This window comes from Cellulosimicrobium sp. AB352 (genome assembly GCF_049538415.1).
Taxonomy (GTDB): Bacteria; Actinomycetota; Actinomycetes; order Actinomycetales; family Cellulomonadaceae; genus Cellulosimicrobium; species Cellulosimicrobium funkei.
Genome location: NZ_JBMVFX010000014.1, coordinates 74748 through 101478, shown reverse-complemented (window position 1 = coordinate 101478; position 26731 = coordinate 74748). Strand labels below are relative to the sequence as shown.

The 26731-nt window shown below is 74.7% G+C and carries 20 protein-coding genes and 3 tRNA genes; 8 read left to right on the top strand and 15 right to left on the bottom strand.

Annotated elements, in window-relative coordinates; all coding sequences use genetic code 11:
* The first annotated feature begins 150 nt into the window (after window positions 1-150).
* Together ACPCUX_RS11905 and ACPCUX_RS11900 are read left to right on the top strand one after the other, a co-directional pair.
* Window positions 151-4128, top strand: coding sequence for a discoidin domain-containing protein (locus ACPCUX_RS11905; protein WP_423388821.1), 3978 nt, complete (start codon window positions 151-153; stop codon window positions 4126-4128).
* 246 nt (window positions 4129-4374) lie between these two features.
* Entirely contained in the window at window positions 4375-5088 is a 714-nt protein-coding gene (locus ACPCUX_RS11900; RefSeq protein ID WP_144721362.1) for an anaerobic ribonucleoside-triphosphate reductase activating protein, read from the top strand.
* 78 nt (window positions 5089-5166) lie between these two features.
* Here the strand turns inward: ACPCUX_RS11900 and ACPCUX_RS11895 are convergent, their stop codons facing one another.
* The gene (locus ACPCUX_RS11895) at window positions 5167-5790 is read right to left on the bottom strand and encodes a GyrI-like domain-containing protein (RefSeq protein WP_423388820.1); all 624 of its coding nucleotides are present in this window, start codon (window positions 5788-5790) and stop codon (window positions 5167-5169) included.
* Window positions 5791-5876: 86 nt separating this feature from the next.
* Here ACPCUX_RS11895 and ACPCUX_RS11890 point away from each other — a divergent pair, with 86 nt between their 5' ends.
* Window positions 5877-6344, top strand: a complete 468-nt coding sequence (locus tag ACPCUX_RS11890; RefSeq protein ID WP_128957632.1) for a hypothetical protein — start codon at window positions 5877-5879, stop codon at window positions 6342-6344.
* On the opposite strand, the gene ACPCUX_RS11885 is transcribed toward ACPCUX_RS11890, so the two are convergent.
* The 3 genes from ACPCUX_RS11885 to ACPCUX_RS11875 all read right to left on the bottom strand — a co-directional run bounded on the left by ACPCUX_RS11885 (window position 6319) and on the right by ACPCUX_RS11875 (window position 8171).
* Window positions 6319-7242 (bottom strand): alpha/beta fold hydrolase, encoded by a 924-nt coding sequence (locus ACPCUX_RS11885; protein ID WP_423388819.1) that lies wholly within the window; start codon window positions 7240-7242, stop codon window positions 6319-6321. The two genes, ACPCUX_RS11890 and ACPCUX_RS11885, sit on opposite strands and share 26 nt — an antisense overlap.
* Before the next feature lie 136 nt (window positions 7243-7378).
* A complete protein-coding gene (locus tag ACPCUX_RS11880) occupies window positions 7379-7981 on the bottom strand; it encodes a TetR/AcrR family transcriptional regulator (protein WP_031316900.1) in 603 nt (200 codons plus the stop codon).
* Between the two features lie 117 nt (window positions 7982-8098).
* Window positions 8099-8171: transfer RNA gene (locus tag ACPCUX_RS11875), tRNA-Arg, on the bottom strand.
* 230 nt (window positions 8172-8401) lie between these two features.
* Between ACPCUX_RS11875 and ACPCUX_RS11870 the strand changes: the two genes are divergently transcribed.
* Both ACPCUX_RS11870 and ACPCUX_RS11865 read left to right on the top strand, forming a co-directional pair.
* The gene (locus ACPCUX_RS11870) at window positions 8402-9169 is read left to right on the top strand and encodes an ABC transporter ATP-binding protein (RefSeq protein WP_194226565.1); all 768 of its coding nucleotides are present in this window, start codon (window positions 8402-8404) and stop codon (window positions 9167-9169) included.
* A complete protein-coding gene (locus ACPCUX_RS11865; protein WP_085386679.1) occupies window positions 9166-10539 on the top strand; it encodes a hypothetical protein in 1374 nt (457 codons plus the stop codon). Before ACPCUX_RS11870 ends, ACPCUX_RS11865 begins: the two co-directional genes overlap by 4 nt.
* Window positions 10540-10717: 178 nt before the next feature.
* Here ACPCUX_RS11865 and ACPCUX_RS11860 read toward each other — a convergent pair.
* Together ACPCUX_RS11860 and ACPCUX_RS11855 are read right to left on the bottom strand one after the other, a co-directional pair.
* Window positions 10718-10806 (bottom strand) — tRNA-Ser (locus ACPCUX_RS11860).
* An 86-nt stretch (window positions 10807-10892) separates the two neighbouring features.
* On the bottom strand, window positions 10893-12170 hold the full coding sequence (locus ACPCUX_RS11855; protein ID WP_423388818.1) for a threonine/serine ThrE exporter family protein: 1278 nt from the start codon (window positions 12168-12170) through the stop codon (window positions 10893-10895).
* A gap of 96 nt (window positions 12171-12266) precedes the next feature.
* Here ACPCUX_RS11855 and ACPCUX_RS11850 point away from each other — a divergent pair, with 96 nt between their 5' ends.
* Window positions 12267-14081, top strand: a complete 1815-nt coding sequence (locus tag ACPCUX_RS11850; RefSeq protein WP_423388817.1) for a GMC oxidoreductase — start codon at window positions 12267-12269, stop codon at window positions 14079-14081.
* 9 nt (window positions 14082-14090) lie between these two features.
* On the opposite strand, the gene ACPCUX_RS11845 is transcribed toward ACPCUX_RS11850, so the two are convergent.
* From ACPCUX_RS11845 to ACPCUX_RS11825, 5 genes are all read right to left on the bottom strand, one after another.
* Window positions 14091-14178: transfer RNA gene (locus ACPCUX_RS11845), tRNA-Ser, on the bottom strand.
* Window positions 14179-14278: 100 nt separating this feature from the next.
* Window positions 14279-14887 (bottom strand): GTP-binding protein, encoded by a 609-nt coding sequence (locus ACPCUX_RS11840; RefSeq protein ID WP_043657559.1) that lies wholly within the window; start codon window positions 14885-14887, stop codon window positions 14279-14281.
* A 553-nt stretch (window positions 14888-15440) separates the two neighbouring features.
* Window positions 15441-15851: a DUF742 domain-containing protein gene (locus ACPCUX_RS11835; RefSeq protein WP_021483501.1), complete on the bottom strand. Its 411-nt coding sequence runs from the start codon at window positions 15849-15851 to the stop codon at window positions 15441-15443.
* A 10-nt stretch (window positions 15852-15861) separates the two neighbouring features.
* Complete coding sequence (locus tag ACPCUX_RS11830) at window positions 15862-16311, bottom strand: roadblock/LC7 domain-containing protein (RefSeq protein WP_021483502.1); 450 nt, start codon at window positions 16309-16311, stop codon at window positions 15862-15864.
* Between the two features lie 36 nt (window positions 16312-16347).
* Entirely contained in the window at window positions 16348-20265 is a 3918-nt protein-coding gene (locus ACPCUX_RS11825; RefSeq protein WP_423388816.1) for an ATP-binding protein, read from the bottom strand.
* A 230-nt stretch (window positions 20266-20495) separates the two neighbouring features.
* On the opposite strand from ACPCUX_RS11825, the gene ACPCUX_RS11820 reads away from it, so the two are divergent.
* Together ACPCUX_RS11820 and ACPCUX_RS11815 are read left to right on the top strand one after the other, a co-directional pair.
* On the top strand, window positions 20496-21473 hold the full coding sequence (locus ACPCUX_RS11820; protein WP_423388815.1) for an NAD(P)H-quinone oxidoreductase: 978 nt from the start codon (window positions 20496-20498) through the stop codon (window positions 21471-21473).
* 53 nt (window positions 21474-21526) lie between these two features.
* Window positions 21527-22159 (top strand): bacterial proteasome activator family protein, encoded by a 633-nt coding sequence (locus tag ACPCUX_RS11815; protein WP_043655284.1) that lies wholly within the window; start codon window positions 21527-21529, stop codon window positions 22157-22159.
* 13 nt (window positions 22160-22172) lie between these two features.
* On the opposite strand, the gene ACPCUX_RS11810 is transcribed toward ACPCUX_RS11815, so the two are convergent.
* The 4 genes from ACPCUX_RS11810 to ACPCUX_RS11795 all read right to left on the bottom strand — a co-directional run bounded on the left by ACPCUX_RS11810 (window position 22173) and on the right by ACPCUX_RS11795 (window position 26719).
* Window positions 22173-23093, bottom strand: a complete 921-nt coding sequence (locus ACPCUX_RS11810) for an EamA family transporter (protein WP_144721345.1) — start codon at window positions 23091-23093, stop codon at window positions 22173-22175.
* Between the two features lie 110 nt (window positions 23094-23203).
* Window positions 23204-24154, bottom strand: coding sequence for a carbohydrate ABC transporter permease (locus tag ACPCUX_RS11805; RefSeq protein WP_021483010.1), 951 nt, complete (start codon window positions 24152-24154; stop codon window positions 23204-23206).
* Complete coding sequence (locus tag ACPCUX_RS11800; protein ID WP_074805176.1) at window positions 24151-25134, bottom strand: carbohydrate ABC transporter permease; 984 nt, start codon at window positions 25132-25134, stop codon at window positions 24151-24153. Before ACPCUX_RS11800 ends, ACPCUX_RS11805 begins: the two co-directional genes overlap by 4 nt.
* Window positions 25135-25312: 178 nt before the next feature.
* On the bottom strand, window positions 25313-26719 hold the full coding sequence (locus ACPCUX_RS11795) for an ABC transporter substrate-binding protein (RefSeq protein WP_085386685.1): 1407 nt from the start codon (window positions 26717-26719) through the stop codon (window positions 25313-25315).
* Between the last annotated feature and the right edge of the window lie 12 nt (window positions 26720-26731).

The window sequence follows — 26731 nt, the reverse complement described above, 5'->3', positions numbered from 1 at the left end:
CAGTTCTCCGGAACCCCTGGACACGGGCAGACAGCGCTGTCAGGATGACGAGCACCGGCGCTCCGCACGCCTGGCCCCTCGGCAACCGCCCGCGCCGCACCGCCGTCCACGGCGGACCGCTCCCGACGACGACGACGAGAGACACGCACCATGACCCGATCGCCCGCCCCGCCCCCTGCCGTGCGCCGCGCTCGGCGCCGCACGACGACCGCCGCCCTCGCGCTCGCGACGGCCGGCTCCCTCCTCCTGGCCCCCGCGACCGCCCAGGGCGCGCCGGCCTCCCCGCCGGTGGCCCCGGCGTCCACCACGGTCGACGCCGCTCCGGCGTACGGCGCCCCCGACGCGACCGCCGCCGACTACTACGGCGCGCTGCTGCGCCACACCCGCTGGGTCGAGACCGTCTGGGACGAGTCCGCCGGGGTGTACCAGCTCAAGGACTTCAACTTCGCCGTCGTGCTGGGCAACGCCGTGCTCCTGACCCACGGCGAGTACGACGCCGAGCTCGCGGGGGTCCCGGAGGAGACGCTGCGTGCCCGCACGCTCGCGACGATCCGGCACTACGCAGCGACCAACCGGTTCGTGGACCCGGCGGGCACGTGGGGCAAGAAGCTGTTCTGGGACTCGACGTTCCAGTCCTACTTCCTCGCGGCCGGGACGCTGCTGTGGGACGAGCTCGACGCCACGACGCAGGCCAACCTCACGACGATCGCGACGGGCCAGTCGAAGTACACGGCCGACCTCGACTTCGGCAAGGACCCGCTCTCGGGTTCGTGGACCGCGGACTGGCCGACGGGCAAGCACGAGGGCGACACCGCGCAGGAGGAGGTCGGCGTCTACACGCAGGCCCTCGCGCCCGGCCTCGCCTGGGCGCCCGACGACCCCGACGCCGCACGCTGGGCCGAGCAGCTCGGCGACTGGGGCCGCAACGCCGCGGGCCAGCCGACGGCCGACCGGAACAACCCGGCCGTCGTCGCGGGCAAGGCCGTGTCGACGAACACCATGCAGACCATCCACGACACGTACCTCGTGGAGAACCACGGGTCGTTCGGGCCGCACTACCAGTCCGACATCTGGCGCTCGGGCGGCCGCAACGCGATCCACTTCCTGCTCCGCGACGAGCCGCTCCCCGAGATCCTGCTGCACCAGCCGAACTCGGCCGAGCTCTGGGAGTCCATCAAGCTCGTCATGTCCGACGCGGGCGAGCCGTTCATGCCCATGGTCGCCGACCGCGAGTTCCTCTACGGCCGCGACGCCATCCCCATGGCGTTCCTCGGCCAGGTCCTGCGCGACCCCGACGCCGCGCGCGCCGAGGCGAACCTCGCCGCCGCGCTCGAGGACTACCAGTCGTACGCGCCGGTCTACCGGCTCGCGAAGTTCTCGGGCGAGCCCAAGTACGAGCCCGAGGCGCGCGCGGAGATCGCGATCTCCTACCTCCTGCACGTCGAGGCGGCCGAGTCGCCCGAGGGCCCCGTCGAGCCGACGCCGCAGGACGAGTTCTTCGAGCGCCTCGCCGGCGTGCGCGACTTCGGCGCCGGGCCGGGCCTGACCATCCAGCAGACGGCGGACGCGTGGGCCGCGGCGTCGAGCCGCAAGGGGTTCGTGAAGTTCCCCTGGGTCCCCGCGCACGACTCGTGGCTGTTCCACGTCTCGGGCTCGACCCCGTTCCTCTACCCCACGACCGGTGCCACGGTCGACGAGCGGCACGTGACGACGTACACCCGCCCGCGCGACGGCTTCGAGGGCACGTCGTCGGTGTTCCGGGTCGGCGGCGGGTACGCGGGCCAGGTCACGCTCCCGACGGGCGCCGCCGTCTACGCGTCGACCGGTGCTGGCACGGAGGACGCGAGCCTGTCCGTCCGCAACCTCGCCATGAACGGCTACTCGGGCCTCGACGGGTCGCGCACCTACACGACCGCCGAGGGCGAGACCACCGCGACGCTCCCCGTGACGCGTCCGGCCGACCCCGCGGACGCGAAGGCCGCGCGCGTCGACGACCTGTCGTTCGCGCCCGTCACGGCGCGGTACGTCCGGCTCCTCGGGCAGCAGGGCCACCCGCAGTACGGCTACTCGATGTTCGCGTTCCACGCCTACGGCGACGAGGGGTCGACGACCGACCTCGCGGCCGGGAAGGTCGCGACGGCGTCGAGCCAGGACGCGGCGGGCGGCCGCACCGCGGCGCGCGTGACCGACGGCAACCCGTCGACCCGCTGGGCCGTCGCGGTCGGCGAGCGCACGCGACCGGACTCGTGGATCCAGGTCGACCTCGGCGAGGAGACGACCGTGGGCGCCGTGCGGTTCGCGTGGGAGGCGAGCGCGGGCGCGCGGTACCTCGTCCAGACGTCGACCGACGGCCGGACGTGGACCACCGCGACCGCGTACGGCAAGGCCCCGGCGGACGTGAACGTCGCGCGGCTCGACACCGTCGACCTCACCCCGGAGGGCGCGGACGAGCCCGCGCCGGTCACCACGCGCTACGTCCGCATGCAGGGTGTGCGCGGCGACGCGGCCTACGGCTACTCGCTCTACCACCTGCGCGCGTTCTCCCCGGCGGGCACCGACGTCGCCGCGGGCAAGCCGGCCACGGCGTCGAGCGCCAACGGGTCGAACCCCGCGAGCGCCGTCACCGACGGCTCCGCCACGACGCGCTGGGCCGTCGCGGTCGCGGACCGCACGCGGCCCGACTCGTGGGTCCAGGTCGACCTCGGCGCACCCACCGCGGTGAGCCAGGTCCAGCTCGGCTGGGAGGTCGCCGCGGGCCAGGAGTACCGCGTCCAGACGTCGCTCGACGGGCAGACGTGGCACGACGCCGCGTCGTTCCGGTACACGGGCGACCAGGTGCTGAGCAGCGAGGGCGACTGGCTCAACGTCGAGGGCGAGGCCGGGTTCGTCGTGCGCGGCTCGGACGCCCCCGTGACCGTCTCGCGCGCGACCGACACGCGGCACGTCGTGCGGCTCACCGACGGCGCGACCGGGCCCCGGCTCGTCGAGATGGTCCCCGGCGACGCCGCGGCGACGGCCGCGCAGGCGGGGGTCCGCGTGCCCACGGCCGACGCGGCGGGCGTGCTCGTGAGCGCGGTCGACGGGTACGTCGTCGCGTTCAACCTCACGGGCGCCGACGTCGCGACGACCCTCACCGTCCCGCACGACGGCGGGGCCGTCCCGGTCTACGCCGGCACCCAGACCGTCGGGGCGGACGCCTCGACGCTCGCGGTCACGGTCCCCGCGGGCGACGCCGTCGTCCTCGCGCCGCGCGCGACGGTCGCCACACCCGCCGGGCAGACCCCGACCGGGGTCACGGTCGCCGTCGACGACGCCCGCTCGTTCCGCGTCAGCGGCGACGGGTCGCCGGTCGAGCTGCGCCACGCCGAGACGGGCGCGACGCGCACGGTCGGGGCGGCGCCGTCGGGCACGCGCGTCACCCTCCGGGACTCGACCCCGTTCCCGGTCGCGGACCACGCGCTCAGCACGCTCACGTTCCCCGCGTCCGTGCTGCCCACGGGCATGACGTCGCCCTCGCTCGCCGTCGACGGCGACGCCGCGACGGCGTGGGTCCCCGGGCCGGACGGCCGCATGGTCACCGACCTGGGCGCGCCGCGCGAGATCGGCACCGTCGTCGCCGCGTGGGAGCGCGGCGGCGCGCCGGAGTCGGTCCTCTCGGTGAGCGACGACGGCCTGACCTTCACCGACGTCGGCACGATCGGTGCCGGTGGCGCGCGCGGCACGCTCGCCGTGGACCGCACGGCCCGGTACGTCGCGCTGAGCACGTCGTGGCGGGACGGCGACCCGGGCCTCACGGCCCTCCGGGTGCTCGCGCCCGGCGCGGCGGACCCGGCGTCGCCGGCCGCCGTCGCCGTGACCGCGACGGCCGAGGTGCGGTGCCTCGCGGGCAAGGCGTACGTGGCGGTGCGCGTCGTGAACGACGACGACGTCCCGCTCGACGTCGACGTCGCCACCCCGTGGGGCGCGAAGAGCTTCCCGTCCGTGGCACCCGGCAAGAACGCGTACCAGTCGTTCGCCGTCCGCGGGGCCACGACCGGCCCCGTGACCGCGACGGCCGCGCCGTCCGACGACGCCGACGAGCGCGAGACCGTCGCGACGCCGGAGCACGGGCAGCCCGCCTGCGGCTGACCGTCCCGGCCCCCGGACCCGGGGTCGTGCGCCCGCCCGGGGCGCGCGGCCCCGGGTCCGTCGCGTACGGCACGTGCGTCCCGCGTGGGGCTGCGTCGGGCCTGGACCGGGCCCGGATCGGGCCCGGCAGGTCGGGACCTTCGGCCGGTCCGGCGCGGGGGCCCGCGAGGATACGTTCGAGGTCCTGACGGCACCGCCGTCAGGAGGTCCGGACCGCCGGGCCGTCGTGGTCCGAAGGAGCCGCCGATGACCCGCCCCGGCCTCGTGGTCGCCGGACTGGACCGGCTGTCCGTCACGGACTGGCCCGGCCGACGGGTCGCCACCGTCCTCACCCAGGGCTGCCCGTGGCGCTGCGGCTACTGCCACCACCCGGGGCTGTGCGCGGTCGCCGCGCTCGGCGGCCCGCAGCCGCAGGACACGGTCCCCTGGTCCGAGGTCGTCGCGTTCCTCGCGCCGCGCCGTCGCCTGCTCGACGGCGTCGTGTTCTCGGGCGGCGAGCCCACCCTGCACCCCGGGCTGCTCGGCGCAATCGACGACGTGCGGGGCCTCGGGCTCGACGTCGGGCTCCACACGGCCGGCCCGTGGCCCGCACGGCTCGCCCGGCTGCTGCCGTTCGTCGACTGGGTCGGCCTCGACATCAAGCACCTGCCGTCGCGCTACCCCGTCGTGACGGGCACGATCCCGTCGGGCCGGCGCGCGTTCGAGGCGCTGGCCGTGATCCTGCGCTCGGGCGTCGACCACGAGGTGCGCACGACCGTCGACCCGAGCGTCCACTCGCGCACCGAGCTCCTCGCGCTCGGCACGCACCTGCGCCGCCTCGGCGTGCGCGAGTGGGTGCTCCAGGAGGCCGTGCCCGACGGCGCGTCCCCCGCCTGGGCGCGCGGCCTCGCGGGCCGCCGCCTCACCGACGTGCTCGACGCGACCGACCTCGCCTGGGCGCGGCGGCGGGTCGCCGCCTGACGTCGCGCCGCGGGTGCGCGGGGTCGGGCCGCACGCGACGGCCCGTTCGGGCGTGGCGGCGCCGGGCGGGCCTGCGCGTCAGACCGGGCGGACCGGCTGGCGGAGCACGGTGCGCAGCCTCGCGGGGTCGGTGCGCCGGACGTCGCTCAGGTAGATCTCGTGGTGCGGCCCGGCGAACGTGAGCCCGTGCTCGGGCAGGTAGACGTCGTGCAGCTCGGCGAGCACCGGGCCCTCGTCGTCGTACGGGCCGACGTGCAGCGTCTGCACCGACCGCCCCTCCGTGAGGCTCGTGCGGCGCACGAGGTCGAGCGCGGCCGGGGGCTCCTTCTTCGCCCGGAGCGTCTCCGTGGCGGCGACCACCGTGTCCTCGTCGACCCAGTCGGGCTGGAGGACGAGGAGGGTCCACCGCCACGCGCCCTTCTCGCGGCGCACGAACGTGCCCAGGTCGTCGGCCGTCCACAGCCCCTCGAGCGGCCCGACGACGTAGTCCCGCCCCGCGCGCTTGCTCGCGAACTTCACGGCGTAGGACAGGGAGAACAGCGCCTCGACCGCCTGCGCGTAGGCCGGCGCCGTGTTGGGGTCGCCCTCGCCGTCGACGGCGAGGTAGGCCAGGGTCGGCACGTCGACCTCGACGAACCGGCCGCGGGGCGGCGCGTAGAGCTCGCGGTGGAACGCCTTGAGGTCGACCTTGTCCGACGGCATGGTCCGACGCTACCGGGGTCCCCCGACACCCGAGCACGCCACCGGACGTCCGCGCACGATCCTCGTCCGGCTGGTATCCAGGAGGGATGACCTCCCCGCCGCCCCACCCCCCGCACGACCCGCGGCGCGGTTCCCCGTACGGCGGCTTCTCGCCGGGCCCGCCGTACCGCGCGCACCCGCCGCAGCCCGCCTATCCCCCGCAGCCCACCTACCCGCCGCGTCCCGGGTACCCGCCGCCGGGGTACGCGCCGACGCCCCCGCCGCCGGCGGCCGCCTTCACGCCGCGGTACCGACGCACCGCCTGGGTGCTCATCTGGGTGCCGGTCGTCCTCATGGTCGCCGCGGGCGCGCTGAGCATCGGCCTGCTCGCCTACGCGGACAGCGACCCGTCGAGCAACTCGGCCGCCGGCTACCTCGCCCTGATGATGTGGGCCGCGATGCTCGTCGTCGGGCCGCTCCTGCTCGGGGCGTTCGTCCCGGGCTGCGTGATGCTCGCGCGCTCGAACCGCGCACGGGCGCTCACGCAGGTCACCGGCTACCGGCCGCCGGCCTGACGACGGGCTCCGGGTCGGGCCGCGCGGCGGGTGGCGTCACGTAGTCGACGACCGCCCGCACGACGTCGGGGTCGCGCAGCAGCCGGTGGTGCCCGAGCCCGTCGGTCGTGAGCAGCTCGCCCTCGGGCCAGGCCGCCGCGAGCGCGGCACCCACGGGGTACGGGACCTCCTTGTCGGCGCGGTCGTGCACGACGAGCGCCGGCGGCACCGGGTGGGTGCGCAGCGTCTCGCGCACGTCGAGCTCGGGCAGCGGGCGCCCGGCCAGGTCGGAGAGCCGGCTCTGGAGGAGCTCGCGCGTCGGGCGCGACAGGCCCAGCAGGTCGGCGAACCCGTCGAGCTGGCCGAGGACGTCGGCGATCGCCGCGACGAGCACGAGGCGCCCCGCGGGCAGGCCGTCGCGCACCGCGAGCACGGTCGTCGCCGTGCCGAGCGAGTGCCCGACGACGGCCGTCGCCTCCCCGTGCTCGCGCACCACCGCGGCGAGGGCGTCCGCGAGCTCGGGCATCGTGCTGCGCCGCGGACCGAGGCGGCCGGGCCCGGAGTCCCCGTGGCTCGGCGCGTCGAACGCGACGACGCGGTGGCCCGCGGCACGCAAGGGCTCGACGAACGCGCCGAGCTGGCCGCGCCGCCCGCCCCACCCGTGCGCGAGGTAGACGACGCCGGCCCCCGCCCCGTCGACCGTCCCGTCACGCGCGTCGTCCGCGGAGGCGTGCGGGTCCCACGACTCGACGACGACCCGCGCGCCGGACGACGTCGTCACGGTGCTCAGGGCACCGGCGACGGCACGGTCGTCGCGGCGACGACCTGCGCCGTCGGGCGGGGTGCACCACAGGTCGAGGGCGAGCCGGGCGGCCCGCCGGGGCGACACCGTCTGGAGCACCGCGAACCGGGCGCGCACGAGCGCGAGTCGAGCCGCGGCCTTCCGACGACGCGCGGCGCGCCGTCGGTCCAGGCGAACGGTCGTGCTTTTCTCGGCTCGCGAGGTGGTCACGAGGATCCTCTCCGTCGGGGTGGGTCGGGTGCGGGGCAGGCGCTCAGGCGACCGGCACGGGTGCGCGCGACCCGTCGAGGAGCGCCTCGAACGCGCGACGCGCCCGGTCCTCGGCCAGCGGGTCGGCCATGAAGACGTGCGCGTGGTGCAGCGCGAGCATCACCCCGTACAGCTCGGACGCGAACTGCTGCGGATCCACGTCGTCGCGGAAGCCGCTCTCGGCGACGCACGTCCGGTAGACCTGCGCGACGGCGTCGTACAGGTCCTGGTGGTCGCGCACGAGCTGGTCGCGGACCGGCCCCTCCTGGGCGGCGAGCTCGGTCGCCGCCTTGACGAACAGGCAACCGCCGGGCTGCTGCCGCAGGTCGCACACGAGCCAGCGCTCGAACAGCTCGCGCAGGCGCCGCTCGCCGCGGGGCGTGCGCAGCGCGGGCGCCACGACCGTGTCGACGAACTCCGCGCGCGCCTGGTCGAGCACCGCGAGCTGGAGCGACTCCTTGGAGCGGAAGTGCGCGTAGAGCCCGCTCTTCGACATGCCCGTGGCGCGCGCGAGCTCACCGATCGTCAGGCCCGCCAGGCCGACGCGGTACGCAGCCTCCACGCCGCGGTGCAGGATCGCCTGCCGCGTGTCGTCGCCCTTGGTCACCCGGCGAACGTAGCACGATCGTGCGGAAACCGGGAGGGCAGGTCGCCCAGCCGCGGCGTCACGAGACGCGCGGGAAACGACGAACGGCCCCACCCGTCGGGTGAGGCCGTTCCGCTGTGCGCCCGGAGGGATTCGAACCCCCAACCTTCTGATCCGTAGTCAGATGCTCTATCCGTTGAGCTACGGGCGCTGGTCGTGCTGGCCGTTGATCGCTCACCGGCCGTCGAGAACACTACCGCGTCCTCGCCCTGATCCCAAACCGGATCCGGGCCCGGAGGCCGCGGCGTGACGGACGCCACGCCGTCCGACCGTCGCCGCACGAACGACGCCGCACGGTCCCCCCACGGTCGGACCCGGGCCGGGCGACGTCCCGTCCCCAGCCCGACGCGGCGGCACCGCTCCCCGGCGGACGATCGACGCATGACGTTCACCGGCCCCACTCCCGTCCCCGGCGGCTCGCCACTCGTCGCGAGCGCGCTCACCAAGGTCTACGGCTCCGCGCAGACCGCGACGCACGCCCTCGCGGGCGTGAGCCTCACGGTCCGTCCCGGGGAGTCGCTCGCGATCATGGGCCCGTCCGGGTCCGGCAAGACGACGCTCCTGCACTGCCTCGCGGGCATCATCACGCCGACGTCCGGCTCGGTGTCGTGGCGCGGCGAGGACGTCGCGACGCTCTCGGAGGCGCGGCGCACGATCCTGCGCCGCCAGGACTTCGGCTTCGTCTTCCAGTCGGGCCAGCTCCTGCCCGAGCTGCCCGCCGTCGAGAACGCGGCGCTGCCGCTCATGCTCGCCGGCACGGCCCGCGCGGAGGCCACCGCGGTCGCCGCCCGCTGGCTCGCCCACCTCGGCCTCGCCGGGATGGAGCAGCGCCGGCCGGGCGAGCTCTCCGGCGGGCAGGCGCAGCGCGTCGCGATCGCGCGCGCCCTCGTCGGGTCGCCGGGCGTCGTGTTCGCCGACGAGCCGACGGGCGCCCTCGACCAGTCGACCGGCGCGGAGGTGCTCGACGTCCTGACCCGCGCGACCCGCGACTCGGGTGCCGCGCTCGTCGTCGTGACGCACGACGCCGGGGTCGCGCGGCACTGCTCGCGCACGGTGACGATGCGCGACGGGCTCATCTCCGGCGAGTTCTTCGCGCCCGGCCACGACGTCGCCGCCCCGGCCGTCCCCGGTCAGGAGAGCGCCCGATGAGGACCGTCGACCTCTGGTGGCTCCTGCGCCGCCGCAGCGCCGACGAGCGCGACCCGCAGGGCCTGACCAACGTGCTCGCCGTCATCGCGTTCGCCACGACCACCGCGATCCTGCTCGTCGTCGTGGGCGGGTTCGGGGCGTTCCTCGGCCGCGCGGGCGGGATCGAGGGCATGCAGGAGGGCGTGGACGCGGCCGTGACGTCCTACGACACGCAGTACCCGATCTTTGCCGGCATCGCCTCGCTCCTGCTGCTCATCCCGCTCGTGACGCTCGGCGGGGCGGCCGCGCGGCTCGCCGTCGCGCGCCGCGACGCGCGCCTCGCGGCGCTCCGGCTCGCAGGGGCGACGACTGGCCAGGTCACGTCCCTCACGGTGCTCGACGCCGCCGCCCAGGCCGTCACGGGCGCGCTCGTCGGCCTGGTCGGCTACGGCGCCCTCCTGCCGCTCGTCGCGCAGCTGCGCTTCCAGGGCCGCACGTTCGACGTCGCCGAGCTGTGGGTCGGCGTGCCCGCCCTGCTGGGCGCCGTCGTCCTCGTGGTCGCGGTCGCGCTGGTGTCGGCGCTCGTCAGCCTCCGGCGCGTCGCGATCACGCCGCTCGGCGTCGCCGCGCGCGTCACTCCCCCGGGCCTCAAGGCGGTGCGCCTGCTCGCGACCGGGCTCGCGGCCGTCGCGATGATCGTCGCGACCAACCTGTCGTTCGGCTCGGCCGCGGTGGGGATCACCGTCGTCGTCGTCATCCTGCTGATCGGCTTCGCGACGCTCAACCTCGTCGGGCCGTTCGTCATCTGGGTCGTCGGCAGGATCACCGCCGGCTCCGCGCGCCGCGTGCCCACGCTGCTCGCCGGACGGCGGATCGTGGACAACCCGAAGACCGCGTGGCGGTCCGTGGGCGGGGTCGCGCTCGCGACGTTCATCGCGGGCCTCGCGAGCATCTTCGCGCTCTTCGACCCGGGCACCGCGTCCGACCCCGCGGAGGCCCAGTTCCTCGTCGACATCAAGACGGGCGGCTTCCTCACCCTCGCCATCGCGGGCGTCCTGGCCGCCGTCTCGACGGGTGTCATGCAGGCGGGCCGGGTCATCGACCAGCGCGGCGAGTACCGCACGCTCGTCCTCGCGGGCACCGACCTGCGGACGCTCGACCGGGCGCGCTTCCGCGAGACGCTCGTGCCGCTCGTCGTCAGCGTGGGCGTCGCGACCGCGGCCGTGCTGCTGTTCATGGTGCCCGTCCTCGGCATCAACGCCTTCACGAACGCGAGCGTCGCCCTGCAGTTCCTGCTGTGCGTCCTGGGGGCGTCCGCGCTCGTGCTCGCCGGGGCGGGCGCGTCGCGGTTCGTCGTGCGGTCGGCGCTCGCGACGACCGGCACGGCGTAGGGCACGGCCCACGGCGCAGGGACGACGTCGGGGCGTCACGCAGGGCCGGTGACGGCACCGGGGCGGCTGGGGCTCGCCACGAGCCCGGCCGCCCCGCCCGCGCGTCGGGCGGTGGAGGCCGCACGATCCCGGGCAACAGAAAAGGCCCCGGGTGCGTGCACACCGAGACCTTCCTGAGCGGAGACGGAGGGATTTGAACCCTCGAACGGGTTGCCCCGTTACCACCTTAGCAGGGTGGCGCACTAGACCTGACTATGCGACGTCTCCTCGCAGGACTCCGCGGAGAGCCTGCGTCGCCCAGGGTACAAGGGCGTCGCCACCAGACCAAACCGCCGGCCCGACGGCGTCCCCTCCTACCGCTCGAACGTCCACTCCCGGTCGGTGAGCATCCGCGCGACGGCGAGCCCGATCGCGAGCGCGACGATGACCAGGCCCGCCTCGACCGCGTAGGCGAGGGCCTGCGCCGTCGCGCCGGTGTTGAACTCGTACACCGCCCGGTACGCCGTGACGCCGGGGACCATGATGACCACGGCCGGGACGGACACCGTGATACGAGGGACGCGCAGCGCGGGCGCGACTGTCGCCGCGAGCAGGCCCACGAGCAGCGCCGCCGCCGCGGCGGCCGCCTGCGGGACGACGTCGCCGTCGACGAGGAGCAGGCGCCCCACGTTCGCCACCATGCCGATCGAGGCCGCCCCGAGCGCCATCGCCCAGGGGCTGTTGAACATCAGCGCGAACCCCAGCACCCCGAGGAAGCTCGCGACCGCGCGCAGGCCGAACAGCAGCGGCTCCGCGAGGACCGGTGCGGGCACCGGGTCCGGGGCGAGGCCTGCGGCGGCCGAGACGCCCCACACCGCTAGCGCCGCCGACGCGAGGATCATCAGCGCGTACGTCACGCGCGCGACGCCCGCCGAGAAGTCGAGCTTCGCGAGGTCGAGCGCTCCCGTCACGAGCGCGAACCCCGGCACGAGGAACAGCACCGCCGAGACGTACCCCGCCTCGTGGCCGCCCTCGACCCCGGCCAGCGCGGAGAGCCCCAGCACGAGCCCCAGGTACGCGACGCTCGCGACCGCGGCCGCGAGCATCGTCACGCCGAACTGGTTGATGCCGCGGTGCAGCATCGCGCGCCGGACCCCCTGCCCCAGCGCCGCCGCGACGAGCACGGCGCCGCACTCGACGAGGCCGCCGTGGTTGAGGAACGCGAACGCGGCGCACGCGATCCCCGCCCACAGGGCGTTGAGGAACGCCCCGTAGAGCGGCGGTCGGCGCGCGATCCGGTCGAGCTCCGCGTCGACCTCGTCGAGGTCGGCCCCCGCCGGCAGCGTGGCCGAGAAGCGCTCGAGCTGCGCGAGCCGGTCCGCGTTGATCCCGATGGAGCGCACCTCGGTGAGCTCCGTGCGGAAGATCGGCCCGCGGTAGGACGTCGCGGTGATCTCCGTCAGCGTCACGTGCGCCGCGATGCGGTCCAGGCCCAACGCCCGGGCCGCGCGCGTCATGTGCGACTTCACGCGGTAGCTGCCGGTGCCCGCGGACAGCGCGAGCCGACCGATCCGCAGCACGGTGCCCGACCGGCGGATGAGGTCGACGGGCTCGAGACCGGCTTCGTCGGCCGGGGAGGGCTCAGGCGTCACGACGCCATGATCCCGTACCGCCCCGCGACCGGCACTCGCCGAAGGTCCCGGACCTCCCGGCCAGAGCCCCGCGCCGTCGTGGCGTACCGTCTGCCCATGGCCGCCGACGTCCCCCGCACCGCCCCCGCCGACGTACCCGGGCGCGGTGGCCCGCGCGTCCCGACCGACTTCGACGTGCTGGTGGTCGGCTCGGGGTTCGGCGGCAGCGTCGCCGCCCTGCGCCTCACCGAGAAGGGCTATCGCGTCGGCGTCCTCGAGGCGGGCCGCCGCTTCACCGACGAGGAGCTCCCCCGCACGTCGTGGCGTCTCCGGTCGTTCCTGTGGGCACCCGCCCTCGGGTGCTTCGGGATCCAGCGCATCCACCGCCTCCGCGACGTGCTCGTCCTCGCCGGCGCCGGTGTCGGCGGCGGCAGCCTCGTGTACGCGAACACGCTGTACGAGCCGCTCGACGACTTCTTCACGGACCCCGCCTGGGCCGACGTCGCCGACTGGCGGTCCGAGCTGGCGCTCTGGTACGACCAGGCGCGCCGGATGCTCGGCGTGACCACCTACGCCGGACGCACCCCCGCGGACGACGTCCTGGAGGACGTGGCCCGCGAGACCGGGGTGGGCGACACCTTCGTGAAGGCGCCGGTCGGTGTGTTCTTCGGCCGAGGCGGGACACGGGAGCCGGGGGTCACCGCCCCCGACCCCTACTTCGGCGGGGCCGGGCCCGAGCGGCGCGGCTGCACCGAGTGCGGCGCGTGCATGACGGGGTGCCGGGTCGGGGCGAAGAACACGCTCGTGAAGAACTACCTCTACCTCGCCGAGCGCGGCGGCGCCCAGGTCCTGCCGCTCACGACCGTCACCGAGGTGCGGCCCGTGCCCGACGGCGCGGGCGGCGTCGTGCACGAGGTCCTCGCCCATCGCTCGGGGCGCCCCTGGGCAGGACGGCGGCGCTACACGGCACGACACGTCGTGCTCTCCGCGGGGGCGCTGGGCACGCAGAGACTCCTCCACGCCATGCGGGACTCGGGACGCCTGCCGGGGGTCTCCGAGCGACTGGGACACCTCACGCGCACCAACTCCGAGGCCCTGCTCGGCGCCACGGTCCGGCGTCGCGACCACCAGCGACGGTCCGACGCACCCGACTACTCGCGCGGCGTCGCGATCACGTCGTCGTTCTACCCGGACGCCCGGACCCACGTCGAGCCCGTGCGGTACGGGAAGGGGTCGGGGGCCATGGGGCTGCTCCAGACCGTCCTCACGGACGGTGGCCCGGGCAGGTGGCGCACCTGGATGCGGGAGCTGTGGCGCCGGCGTCGGGACCTGCCGGCGATGGCCGACCTGCGCGGCTGGTCGTCGCGGACGATCATCGCGCTCGTCATGCAGAGCCACGACAACTCGCTCACCACCTCACTGCGGCGCGGGTTCCTCGGCCGCAAGGTCCTCACGTCCCGCCAGGGGCACGGCGCGCCCAACCCGACCTGGATCCCGGCCGGGAACGACGCCGCGCGCCGCATGGCCCGGCGCATGGGCGGCATGCCGGGAGGGACCGTCGGCGAGCCCTTCGACGTCCCGATGACGGCCCACATCCTCGGCGGGTGCGCGATCGGCGCCTCGCCGCGGACGGGTGTGATCGATCCGTACCACCGTGTCCACGGTCAGCCCGGCCTGCACGTCATGGACGGGTCCGCGGTGAGCGCGAACCTCGGGGTGAACCCGTCGCTCACGATCACGGCGCTCGCGGAACGGGCCTGTGCGCTCTGGCCCAACGCGGGGGACGAGGACGTGCGCCCGCCGCTCGGCGGTGCGTACGCCGTGCTGGACCCGGTGGCACCGCGGCACCCGCTGGTCCCGGCGCACGCCCCGGCAGCACTGCGCCCGGCGCGCGTCAGGCCGGGACGGAGCACGGCTCCCGACCCGGCCTGACGGCACGACTGGCGGAGGGCGAGGGATTCGAACCCCCGGTGCGTCGCCGCACAACGGTTTTCAAGACCGTCACATTAGGCCGCTCTGTCAGCCCTCCCGGCGAGCCATTGTGGCACGCCCCGCCCGTGCACGACGACGGCGGGCCGACCCGTGGAGGGCGGCCCGCCGTCGTGCGGTGGCGCGGGGTGCGGGAGCGGTCAGGCCGCGCCGCGGAGCTGGCGCATCGCGAGCTGGACGAGCGCGATGAGCGTCTGCTTCGTCGCCGCGCGCGAGCGCGCGTCCGTGTAGAGCATCGGCACGTGCGGCGGGATCTGCAGCGCCTCGCGGACGTCCTCGAGCTTGTGCTTGGCCACGCCGTCGAAGCAGTTGACGCCCACGACGAACGGGATGTTGCGCGACTCGAAGTAGTCGATCGCCGGGAAGCACTGCTCCAGGCGGTCGGTGTCGACGAGCACGACGGCGCCGATCGCGCCGCGGACCAGGTCGTCCCACATGAAGAGGAAGCGGTCCTGGCCCGGCGTGCCGAACAGGTAGAGCCACAGGTTGCCCGGCAGCGAGACGCGGCCGAAGTCCATCGCGACGGTCGTCGTCGTCTTGCGGTCGGACACGCCGCCCGCGTCGTCGACGCCCACCGAGTGCTCCGTCATCGCGGCCTCGGTGTTGAGCGGCTCGACGTCCGAGATCGAGCCGATGAACGTCGTCTTGCCGACGGCGAAGCCGCCCGCGACGACGATCTTCACGACCGTCGGCGCGGTCCGGGACGCCGCCGCGCCCCCGGGCTGCGCCGCCGCGGCGGGCGGAGCCACGGGCGCTGCCGCGACCGGGCGCGCGGGGGCCGCCTGCTGCACCGGGGCGACCGGCTGAGCGGGCGCCTGCTGAGCAGGCGCCTGCTGAGCGGGAGCCACGGGCTGCGCGGCAGCCAGGGGCTGCGGCGCGGTGCGCGGCTGGGCCGCGGCCTGCGCGACGGGAGCCGACGCAGGCTGCGCGGCGGCCGGGGACGGCTGCGCGGCGGCCGGAGCCGGGGCGGGCTGCGCGGCGGCCGGAGCGGGGGCGGGCTGCGCGGCGGCCGGAGCAGGGGCGACCGGCTGCGGTGCGGCCGGAGCCGTCGCGGGCTGCGGTGCCACCGGCGCAACGGGCTGCGGTGCCGCCGGCTGCGGCGCCGCCGGAGCGACGGGCTGGGCCGCGGCCGGCTGCTGCGGTGCCGCAGGCTGGCCGGGCGTCGCCGGAGCCGCCTGGGTCGGCACGCCGACGGGGGCGCTCACCGGAGCCCACGCCGTCTGGCGCAGCGCCGGCTGACCGCCGGGCGCACCCCCGCTCGCCCCGGACGGCTGCCCTGCCTGCGGCCCGCTCCCCGAGCCGTCAGAGGGTGGAAATGCCATTGAGAACACTCTCCAAGACGCTCAGGGACAGACCCGAGTGGTTGCTGCCGTGACCCGTGTGGACGTTGAGCGGGGTCGACGTGTGGACGGTGATGTAGTTGTCCTCCTGCAGGTCCGCGACGAGCACCTTCGTCACGCCGAGCGGCAGGCGCAGGAGCGCGGAGAGCTCGGCGATCGAGACGTACGTGTGCGCGGCGTGCTGGAGGATCGAGCGCTTCTCGGGCGGCAGCCCGAAGCTGTTCACGGCACCCGGCATGACCTCGACGAGCGCCTCGAGCGGGAGGTCGGACGTGGCGGACCGCACGCGACCACCCGTCACCGCGTACGGGCGGACGGTCGCCGCCTCGTACCCGTCGTGGGCTCCCATGCTGCCGAAAGGTACGTTCGTCATCGATCAGTCCTCATCCCACCGGGGTTCGGGTCGCACCGTCGACCGGAAGGCTACCCCGCATCTCCGAGATGAGCTGCGGCGTCAGGGTCGCCTCCGTGCGCGAGACGAGGAGCGCCATCTCGTAGCCGATGAGGCCGATGTCGCAGTTCGCCTCGGCCACCACGCCCAGGACGGAGCCGTTCGACACGTTCATGAGGAACAGGAACCCGTTGTCCATCTCGATGATGGCCTGCCGGACGTTCCCGCCGTTGAGCTGGCGGGCCGCACCGCGGGTCAGGCTCGACATGCCCGAGACGATCGCGGCGAGCTGGTCACCGCTCGTCCGGTCGAGCTGGTCGGACATCGCCATGAGCAGGCCGTCCGCCGACACCACGAGCGTGTGCCGGCTGCCCGGTACGGTCCGCACGAAGTTGTCGAGCAGCCACCCGAAGTTCGTGGCCTCGGTGCTGAGCGCGTTCACTGTTCCTCCTCGTCAGTTGCCGCAGACGGCATGTCGTCACCGCGCCTGCGGCGCTGAATCAGGGACATAATCCATGGCCTCGGGGTTCCACGTCGAACTCGTCTCGTCCTGCCCCTCGACACGCCCGCGGGCGGTCGCCGACTGGAACGCCGACAGGCGCGCCCGCAGCTGCTCCGGGTCGCGGTCGATCCGCGCCGTGAAGCGGTCGACGTACCCGTCGCGCTCCTCGCCGCGCGAGCGTCGCGCGAGGCCCGACGCCGCGGCGTCGACCTTGAGCGGCTGGTAGATGCCGTCGTTCGGGTCCGCCAAGGTCGCTTCCTGGAAATCGGTGCTGCCCTGCAGCAGGGTGGACATCTCCTCGTACAGCACCGCCGACGCCATCCAGTCCGACCGCGCCTCGACGGAGTCGGACACGTAGCCCGCGTCCAGCGGCTCGAGGGACTCCGCGACCGGGCGCCGGGCGAGCGGGCTCGGCGGACCGTAGCCCGACGCCGCGTCCCTGGCGGGAGCGGCGTCCCACGCGGCGGCGGGGGCCGGCTCGGGCGCGGACGGTCGGACCGCGGGGTACGGGTCGTCCTGGACCGGGGGGAGGCTCCGCGTCTCCTGCACCGGGGCCGCCGGCGCCTCGGGGGCGAAGGACGGCGTGGGCGCAGCAGGGAGGTCGGCGCGCGGCGCGAACGCGGACGTGCGTGCCGGCGCGCCCGGCTCCTGCCGCGCGGCCGGGGCCCCCTGGACCGGGGCGGGCGCCGCGGGCGCAGGTGCCACCGGGTTCGACGCCGCGGGTGCGGCCGCCGCCGGTGCCGGCGCCGGCGTCGAGACCGCCGGGCGCGAGGCGAGCGCCTCCGCCGAGGGGCCGGCGGGTCGCGTCGCCTGCGGCGTGGCGGTCGTCCGCGGACGACGCCCGAAGAGACCGCGCTTGCGCGCCTGGCTCTCGCGCAGCGATCGGCGCGTCGGGAGGTCGGCCATGAGCTCCTCGAAGCGGGGAAGCGCCTCGAACGAGAGCTCGGCGGGGATCTCCTCGGCACCGTCCGCGGCACGGCCCTCGGCCACGACCGGGACGTCCGTCTGCTCCGGGGCGGAGGGCGCCACGGGCCGGACCTCGGTCGCGGCCTGGCTCCGGTCGGCGAGCGGCGCGCGCTCGGCCGCGGGCTGCTCGGGCTGCGGCGCCACGGGCGGGACGACGCGGGTCGCGTCGAGCGGCGCGTCGGCGAACGACGACGGCGCCCAGCCCGCGGACGCGGTCTCCTGCGCAGGCTCGGGCTCCCACGTCTGCTCGGCGGGCTGCTGCGGCGTCCACGCCTGCTCGGCGGGCTGCTCCGGGGTCCACGCCTGCTCGGCGGGCTGCTCCGGGGCCCAGGCCTGCTCGGGCGCCCAGGCCTGCTCCGTGCCCGTCGCCGCGCTCGCGGCGGCCGGCTGCTCCGCGACCTCCGGCGGGGTCCAGACGACCTCGTGGTGGACGGCGGCCTCGGCCGTCGGCACGTCGCTCACCAGCGGGATGTCGGTCGCCGTGACGTCCGGCGCGACCGGCAGCTCGACCGGGTTCTCGGTGACCGGCCGCTCGCCCACGGGGCGGAAGCTCGAGAAGAGCGCGCTGCGGGTGCTGACGTCGAGCACCGGGATCTCGGCCGAGACGGGCTCGACCGGGGTCGTGGCGGCACGGGACCGGCTCGGGAGCGCCGACGCGGCGGGAGCCACCTCCGCGGGCGGGGTCCAGGCCTCGTCCGCGGCGGGCAGCTCGTCCGGGAGTGCCGGGGTCGCGAGCGGCGGGAGCACGATGGCGCCCGTCTGCGGGCCCGACGCGAACGACGCGCTGGGCGCGGCCGCCGCCGGGTCGACCGTGCGGGAGCGACGGCGCGGCATGCCCGTCTGCGTGGTCCCGTCGGTGAGCGCGTCGAGGTCGACCGGCACGGCGGCGGGGGCCTCGGGCTCCACGGCCGCGACGGACGTCGTCGGGGCGGGGGCGGGAGCGGCGGGCTCGGCGGGGAGCGCCGGCATCACGCCCGTGCTCGTGAGCTGCTGCGCGGCGGCCTGGGTGCTCGTCTCCAGCGGGTCCGTCGGCTGCGGGAGCGGGACGTTCGAGTCGGGGACGAAGAGGACCGCCGGGAAGGACACGACGACCTCGGTGCCCTGCTCGTCGCCCCCGGCGCTGAAGCGGACCTTGGCGCCGAGCCGCTCCGAGAGGCGGCCGACCACGAACAGGCCCAGGCGCTGGGCGCCGACGACGTCCGAGGCCGCGTGCGTCGCGACCTTGCGGTTCGCCTCCGCGATCTCCTCGGCCGTCATGCCCAGACCGTGGTCCCGGACGGTGATGTGCACGAAGTCCGCGTCACGGCCGGTGGTGACCTCGACGGGCGTGTGCGGCTCCGAGAACATCGTCGCGTTCTCGAGGAGCTCGGCGAGCAGGTGCGCCGCGTTGAGCGCGTTGTGCCCCAGCATGAGCGGGTCGACGACGAGGTTGAGGCGCACCCGGTCGTACAGCTCGATCTCGGAGGACGCGGTGCGGATGACGTCGGAGGCCGGCATCGGCTGGCGCACCCGACGGCCCGAGTCGATGCCCGCGAGCACGAGCAGGGACTCGGCGTTGCGGCGCATCCGGGTCGCGAGGTGGTCGAGGCGGAAGAGGTTGGACAGCGTGCCCGCGTCCTCCTCGGAGCGCTCGAGGTCGTCGAGGAACGCGAGCTGGCGGTTGAGGAGCACCTGGTCGCGGCGGGCCACGTTGACGAACATCTCGGCGATCGAGCCGCGGAGCGCGGCCTGCTCGCGGGCGACCTTGATCGTGGTCTGGTTCACGTCGTTGAACGCGGTCGCGAGCTGGCCGACCTCGTCGCTGGACTCGACGGTGATCGGCGCGAGGTCGATGCCCGGGCCCTGGCCCGGGACGGCGACCTGCTCGACGAGCTTCGGGAGCTGCTCACGGACGTCCTCGGCGGCGTCGGTGAGGCGCCGCAGCGGGTTGACGATCGCGCGCGCGATGAAGCCCGCCACGAGGATCGAGGCGACGACCGCGGCGAGCGTCACGAGGATGGTGATCACGGCGCGGGTCGTGGCGGCCCCGGCGAGGTCCGAGGCCTTCTCCGCGGTCTCGGTGCGCACGGCGTCGCGCACGGGGGCGGTCTGGTCGCGGTCCTCCTGCGAGAGCGTCGGCCACTGCGCGGCCTGGCTGGGCGGCGTGGCTGCCGGGCGCGACCCGATGAGGTTCTCCCGGATCTGGTTGTAGGTCGCCGTCGGCGTCTCGAGGCGGAACTCCCCCGGCAGCTGGCGGACCGCGGCGCGTGTCCGACCAGCGAGTGAGTTACCGGTGGTGATGAGGACGGCGGCCTGCTGGTTGGTGGTGTCGCTCTGCTGCCCCGCCTGCGCGGCCTGGAGCACCGCTCCGGCCAGCGGCTGCTCGAGCGCCTGCTGGGCGAGCAGCTCGTCGAGGAGCACGTAGGTGTCGAGGTACTGCGCGAGGCTGCGGTCGGGAGTGGTGTCCGCGAGCGTGCGCGGCACGTCCAGCGCCGCGTCGATGAGGTCGCCGTACAACGAGTTGCGCTGCAGCTGGCCGAGGCCGGAGCGGTCGATCGCCTGGCGGACACCGGTGAGCTCGGACCGGTCACCGATCGTGTCGGCCACCGCCTTGCGCACGCGGGGGTCGAGCGCCGACGTGTCGAGCCGCTCGTACGCGCGGTCGCGCGCGTCGAGCGCGCGGTCGGTCTTCTCGCGCTGCGCCATCATCTGCGCCTCGGCCTCCTCGGCCGTGTCGCGCGTGCTGTTGGCGTCGAGGAACGAGTAAGTGCGCTCGGCCGCGATCTCCGTCCCGGCCGCGTCCTGCGCCGCGAGCGCCGCGACGAGCGCGCTCGTCTGGCTCGCGTCGCGCGCGGTCCCGATGGCCTGGGCCGAGATGATCGCCGCGGCGGCGAAGAGGACGAGGACGGGCACCGCGAGTGCCGCAAGGATCTTCCCGCGGACGCTCAACCTGCGGAGCATACGAACCTGCCTCCATCACCTGGTCCACCCGTTCGGCGGCATGGTCGACGCGCGTGGCAGCGGCGCCTCCCGGGCTCGCTCCCCGGTCGTGCGTACTAACTATCGGTGCACTTCTCCCGGACACCTAATCCGCGAGGAGCACGAACAATCGCCCTCGTCACGCGGTGCCCCCGTCGGTGATCCGGCGCCTCCCGGGCCCTCCGCGTAGTCTCGGCGAGATGCGAGGCGTCACGATATCGGGCCCCGGTGGCCCTGAGAAACTAACGGTTTCCACGCTCCCTGACCAGACCCCTGGGCCGGACGAGCTCGTGGTGGACGTCGCTTCCGCTGGCGTGAACCGTGCTGACCTGCTACAACGCGCTGGATCCTACCCTGCGCCGCCCGGCGCACCCGACTGGCCGGGCCTCGAGGTCTCGGGCACGGTCGCCCGCGTGGGGGACGCGGTGTCGGGCTGGTCGGTCGGCGACCGGGTGGTCGCGCTGCTCGACGGCGGCGGGTACGCGGAGCAGGTACGGGTGCGCGCGACGCAGGTGCTCCCTATCCCCGACGGCGTCGACCTCGTGGACGCGGCCGCCCTCCCCGAGGCGGTGTGCACCGTCTGGAGCAACGTGGTCGACGTGGGCCGCCTGGCGCCCGGCGAGTGGCTGCTCGTCCACGGCGGCTCGGGCGGCGTCGGGACGGTGGGCGTCCAGCTCGGTGCCGCGCTGGGGGCGCACGTCGCGGTGACCGCGGGCGGTCGCGACCGCGCCGACCGGTGCCTCGCGCTCGGGGCGAGCCTCGCCGTCGACCACCGCGAGGAGGACTTCGTCGCCGCGGTGCGGGACGCGTCGGGCGGCCACGGCGCGGACGTGGTGCTCGACGTCGTCGGCGCGGCCTACCTGCCGCGCAACCTCGAGGTCCTCGCCACGGGCGGGCGCCTCGTCGTCATCGGCATGCAGAAGGGACGACGCGCGGAGCTCGACCTCGGGCTCCTCCTCGCCCGACGGGCCACGGTGGCGGGGACGACGCTGCGGGCCCGGCCGCCGCAGGAGAAGGCGCGCATCGTGCACGAGGTGCTGACGCACGTCTGGCCCCTCGTGGAGGACGGCCGGGTGCGGCCGGTCGTGCACGCACGGCTGCCGCTCGACGAGGCGGCGCGCGCCCACGAGCTGCTCGACTCGGGCGAGGTGTTCGGCAAGGTGCTGCTCGTCCCGTGACGGCGGGGGCGCCCGTCGGTGCGCGCGGGGGTGGCACGCGCAAGACTGGTCCCATGGCTGACGAACCGCGCGACCCCCGTCCCGACGAGCCCACCGCTCCCGACCCCGCGGCGACCGCGCAGGGCGACGACGAGCCCGGCCGTTCCACCGTGGTCATGCCCGACGGCACGGGGGTGAGCGTCGTCGAGAGCGACGACTCGACCGACCCCGACCGCAACCCGGCGACCGTCATCGAGGAGCCGGCGAAGGTCATGCGCATCGGCGGCATGATCAAGAAGCTCCTCGACGAGGTGCGCGACGCCCCGCTCGACGAGGCGGCGCGCTCGCGGCTCGCGGAGATCCACGAGCGGTCCCTCACGGAGCTCGAGGAGGGCCTCTCGCCGGATCTCGTCGAGGAGCTGCACCGCATCACGCTGCCGTTCTCGGACGACAGCGTCCCGACCGACGCGGAGCTGCGCGTCGCGCAGGCGCAGCTCGTGGGCTGGCTCGAGGGGCTGTTCCACGGCATCCAGACGGCGCTCGTCGCGCAGCAGATGGCCGCGCAGGCGCAGCTCTCGCAGATGCGCCGGGCCCTCCCGCCCGGCTCGCTGCCGCCCATGGGCCCCGGTGCGCCCGGCGGCATGCCGGGGCAGCAGCCGCGACCGGACGAGCACGACGGCCGCCCCTCGCCCGGCCAGTACCTCTGAGGTCCGGGCCCGCTCAGGCGGGCGGGGGGTCGGTCGGCAGCACGTCGTCCGGCTCCCCGCGCCCGCGCGCGCCCGGGCGCGCGGCGGTCATGGCGATCGCCCCGGAGACGAGCACGAGGCCGACCAGCTCCAGGGGGCTCGGGACCTGCCGGAGCACGACGGCGCCCACCACGGCCGCCGTCGCCGGGAGCAGCGCGAGGAGCACCGAGAACGTCGCCGCGCTGACGCGGCGCAGGATCACCTGCTCGAGCGCGTAGGGCACGACGGACGAGAACAGCGCGATCCCCACGACGGCCAGGGCGTGCCGCCAGTCGCCGAGCACCGGGACGGCGTCCGGCGCGAGGAACGGCGCGAACGCGAGCGCGCCCACGGTCATCCCGACCGCGAGCGACGTGACGCCCGAGCCCCCCACGGCGACCCGGCGGCCGAGCACGATGTACGCGGCCCAGCACGCCGCGGCCACGCCGATCGCCGCGAGGCCGAGCACGGCGTCGTCGCGCGGGAGGTCGGACCCGACCGTCACGCCGGCGAGCAGCACGACCCCGGCCGCCGCGACCGCGATGGCGCCGCGCTCGCGCCAGCCGCTGCCGGTGACCGCCGCGACCGCGACCGGGCCGAGGAACTCGATCGCGACGGCGGTGCCGAGCGGGAGGTGGTCGATCGCGACGTAGAACGCGAGGTTCATCGCGGCGAGCGCGACCCCGAAGACCGCGGCCCACGCGAGGTCGTGCCGCGTCCAGCGGCGCCGCCACGGGCGGCGCCAGGCCAGCAGGAGCAGCGCGGAGGCCGCGATGCGCAGCCACCCCACCTCGACCGCCCCGGCGACGGCGAACAGCCCGACGGCGATCGCCGCGCCCAGGTACTGCGTGAGGCCCGAGACGACGAACAGCGCCGGTGCCGGGACGCGGTCGAGGGCGGCTGTTCGGGTGGGCACCGACCGACTCTACGACCGCGCCCGCCAAGGCACGTCGCACGCCGGTCGTGCGACGGCGGCCCGTCCGCCGTGCGGGACGGGCCGCCGCCACCGGCTCGCCGCGGCCGGCGTCAGCCCTTGACCGAGCCGGCGAGCAGGCCGCGCACGAAGTACCGCTGGAGCGCCAGGAACACGACCACGGGCACGACCATGGAGATGAAGGCGCCCGCCGGGAGCAGGTGCCAGCTCGCGCCGCGCGAGCCGGACAGCTCGGCGAGCCGCACCGTGATGGGTGCGGTGTCCTGGCCGGACGCGAACGTCAGCGCGACGAGCAGGTCGTTCCACACCCAGAGGAACTGGAAGATGCCGAACGCCGCGATGGCGGGGACGAGGAGCGGCATGAGGACCTGGAAGAAGATCTTCACGTGCCCCGCGCCGTCGACGCGGGCGGCCTCGACGAGCTCGCGCGGGATGTCCTTCATGAAGTTGTGCAGCAGGAAGATCGCGAGCGGCAGCGCGAAGATCGAGTGCGACAGCCACACGGGCCAGAACGAGCCGTCGATCCCCCAGTCCACGTACTGGGTGAGCAGCGGGACGAGCGTGACCTGGATGGGCACGATCTGGAGCGCGAAGACCGCGACGAACAGCAGGTTGCGGCCCTTGAAGTTCACCCACGCGAACGCGTACGCGGCGAGCGACGCGAGCGTGATCGGGATGATCACCGCGGGCAGCGTGATGACGAGGGAGTTGACGAAGTACGTCGCGAAGCTCGTCGAGCCGCCGAACAGCGCATCCGTGTAGTTGTCGACCGTGAACTCGGGGTTCGCGAACGCCTCCCACCACCCCGACCGGCGGATCTCGCGCGGCGGCCGGAACGACGTGACGAGGAGCCCGAACGTCGGGATCGTCCACAGGACGGCGAGCACGATCGCGATGATCGACGCCGGCCGCGAGGAGACCTTGCGGCGCACCTTGTCGGCGCGCGCGTCGAGGCCGGCGACGACGCCCTTGCCGCTGCCCTCCTCGACGGTCTCGTCGACGAGCGGGGCGTCGGGCACGGAGGCGGACAGTGGGGTGCTCATCGGATCTCCTCCGCCTGCTTCAGCTGCCGCACGTTGTACACGATGATCGGGATGACGAGCACGAAGAGGATGACGGCGAGCGCGGCGCCCAGGCCCTGCTCGCCCTGGCGCAGCGCCTGCGTGTAGAACTCGTTCGCCACGACCGACGTCTCGAACCGGCCGCCCGTCATCGTGCGGACGATGTCGAAGACCTTGAGCGTGCCGATGGCGATCGTCGTGAGGACGACCACGAGGGCCGGGCGGATGCTCGGCACCGTGATGTAGCGGAACATCCGCATGCCGCCGACGCCGTCGAGCCGGGCCGCCTCGACGATGTCGTCCGGAATGGCGCGGATCGCGGCGGCGAGGATCGTCATGGCGAACCCGGCCTGGATCCAGATCATCACGAGGATGAGGAAGAACGTGTTCGCCGGCGCGCTGAGCAGGAACTGCTGCGGCTCCAGCCCGAGCCACACCAGGACCTGGTTGAACAGGCCGATCTGCGGCTGGCTGGCCGGCTTGTACTCGTACATGAACTTCCAGATGATGCCCGCGCCGACCATGGAGATCGCCATGGGCAGGAAGATCAGGGTCTTGGCGAGCTTCTCGAAGCGGGACCGGTCGACGACGACCGCGTACACCAGCCCGAGGAACGTCGAGACGAGCGGGACGACGATGACCCAGATCGCGGTGTTGCGCAGGACGATCTGGAACTCGTCCCGCGTGAACGCGGTGACGTAGTTGTCGAACCCGACGAACGCGGAGCCCGTGCGGTTGTAGAACGAGTCGCGGATGGTGCGCAGCCCCGGGTACAGCAGGCCGAACGCGAGCATGACGACCGCGGGCCCGGCGAACGCGATCGCGACGACCCAGCCGGGCACGCGCTTCGGCCGGTCGACGAGGAAGAGGATCAGACCCATGACGACGACGAAGAGCAGGATCGCGACGACCATCACCGCGAGCTTGCCCCCCGTCCCGGAGGGTTCGAGCAACCAGTCCATGTGAGGCTCCTGAGGTGGCCGGCGGCGGCCGGGAGGACGAGGTGGACGACGAGGGACGGTCGCCGAGGGCGGGCCGCCCGGGTCCTGCCCGGGCGCCCCGCCCCCGGGTCGACGCGCGGGGCCCGGGGCCCGACGACGTGGCTCGCGCCGCGCCGTCAGCCCCCGGGCCGCTCGCGGGTCAGGACGTCGGCCAGGACGCCTCGATGGCGTCGAGCACGGCCTGGTCGGACTTGTCGCTCGCGATCCACTCGGTCATCTCGGACCAGAACGAGCCGGCGCCGACGGCGGCGGGCATCATGTCCGAGCCGTCGAAGCGGAACGTGTAGCTCTCGTCCGTGAGCAGCTCGTACGCCTGCTGGTCCATCGGCGACTGCAGCAGCTCGGGGTCGAGACCGTTGTTCGCGCTGATCCAGCCCTGCGGGGTCACGCTCGCCTTGGCGTTGGACCACTCGGGGCTCGACAGGTACGCGTGGAAGGCCTGGACCTCGGGACGGTCGTTGAACGCCGCGACGAACTCGCCGCCACCGAGCAGCGGCTTGTCGTCGGCCGACTCGCCCGGCAGGTAGAACGCCCACACGTCGCCGTCCTCGGCGACCTCGAGGTCGGGGTCGAGGGTCGTCCAGTTCGCCTGGTAGAACGTGGCCTGGCGGTGCATGTAGCACAGGCCGTCGATGATCGGGTACCCGCCCTCGGTGAACTCGGTCGTCGCGATGCTGCTCACGTCGCCCAGGCCGCCGTTGACGTAGTCCTCGTTCTTCAGCACGTCGCCGACCGCGGCGAGGGCCGTCGCGATCTGCGGGTCGTTGAACGGGATCTCGTGGTTGACCCACTGGTCGTAGACCTCGGGGCCCGCCGTGCGCAGGACGACGTCCTCCATCCAGTCGGTGGCCGGCCAGCCGGTCGCCTCGCCGGACGCGATGCCGGCGCACCAGGGCTTGACGTCACCCTCGGGGTTGTCGGCGACGATCTGGTCGGAGAGCTCCATGAGCTCGTCCCACGTCGTCGGGACCTCGTAGCCCGCCTCCTCGAACATGGACGGCGAGTACCAGACGAACGACTTCACGTTCGCGCCGAGCGGCGTCGCGTACAGCGTGCCGTCGACGGTGCCGTACTCCTTCCAGGACTCGGTGTAGTACTGGTCGACGTTGGCCGCGGCCTGGTCGCCGACCGGCTGGATCGCGTCGGGGAAGTCCGCGACGATGCGGCGCAGGAGGCCGGGCTGCGGCAGGTACGCGATGTCCGGCGCGCTGCCGGACTGGATGCGGACGGGGAGCTGGGCCTCGAACTCCTTGGAGCCCTCGTAGTCGATCGTGGCGCCCGTGCACTCCTCGAACGGCTCGTACGACGCCTGCTGCTGCTCGGCCTCGGTGTCGACGATCGTCGAGTAGACCGAGACGGTCTTGCCGGACAGGTCGCCGTACTGCTCGAAGTCGGCGCAGTCCACCTCCGCGCTGGGCGACTCCTCGTCGCCCCCGCCGCCGCCCCCGCTGCTGCACGCCCCGAGCACGAGCGCGAGGCTCGCGCCGCCGGCGGCGACCGCCAGCGTGCGGCGACGCGCCGCGCTGGTCCTCGTGGTCCTGGTCATCTCAGCCTCCAC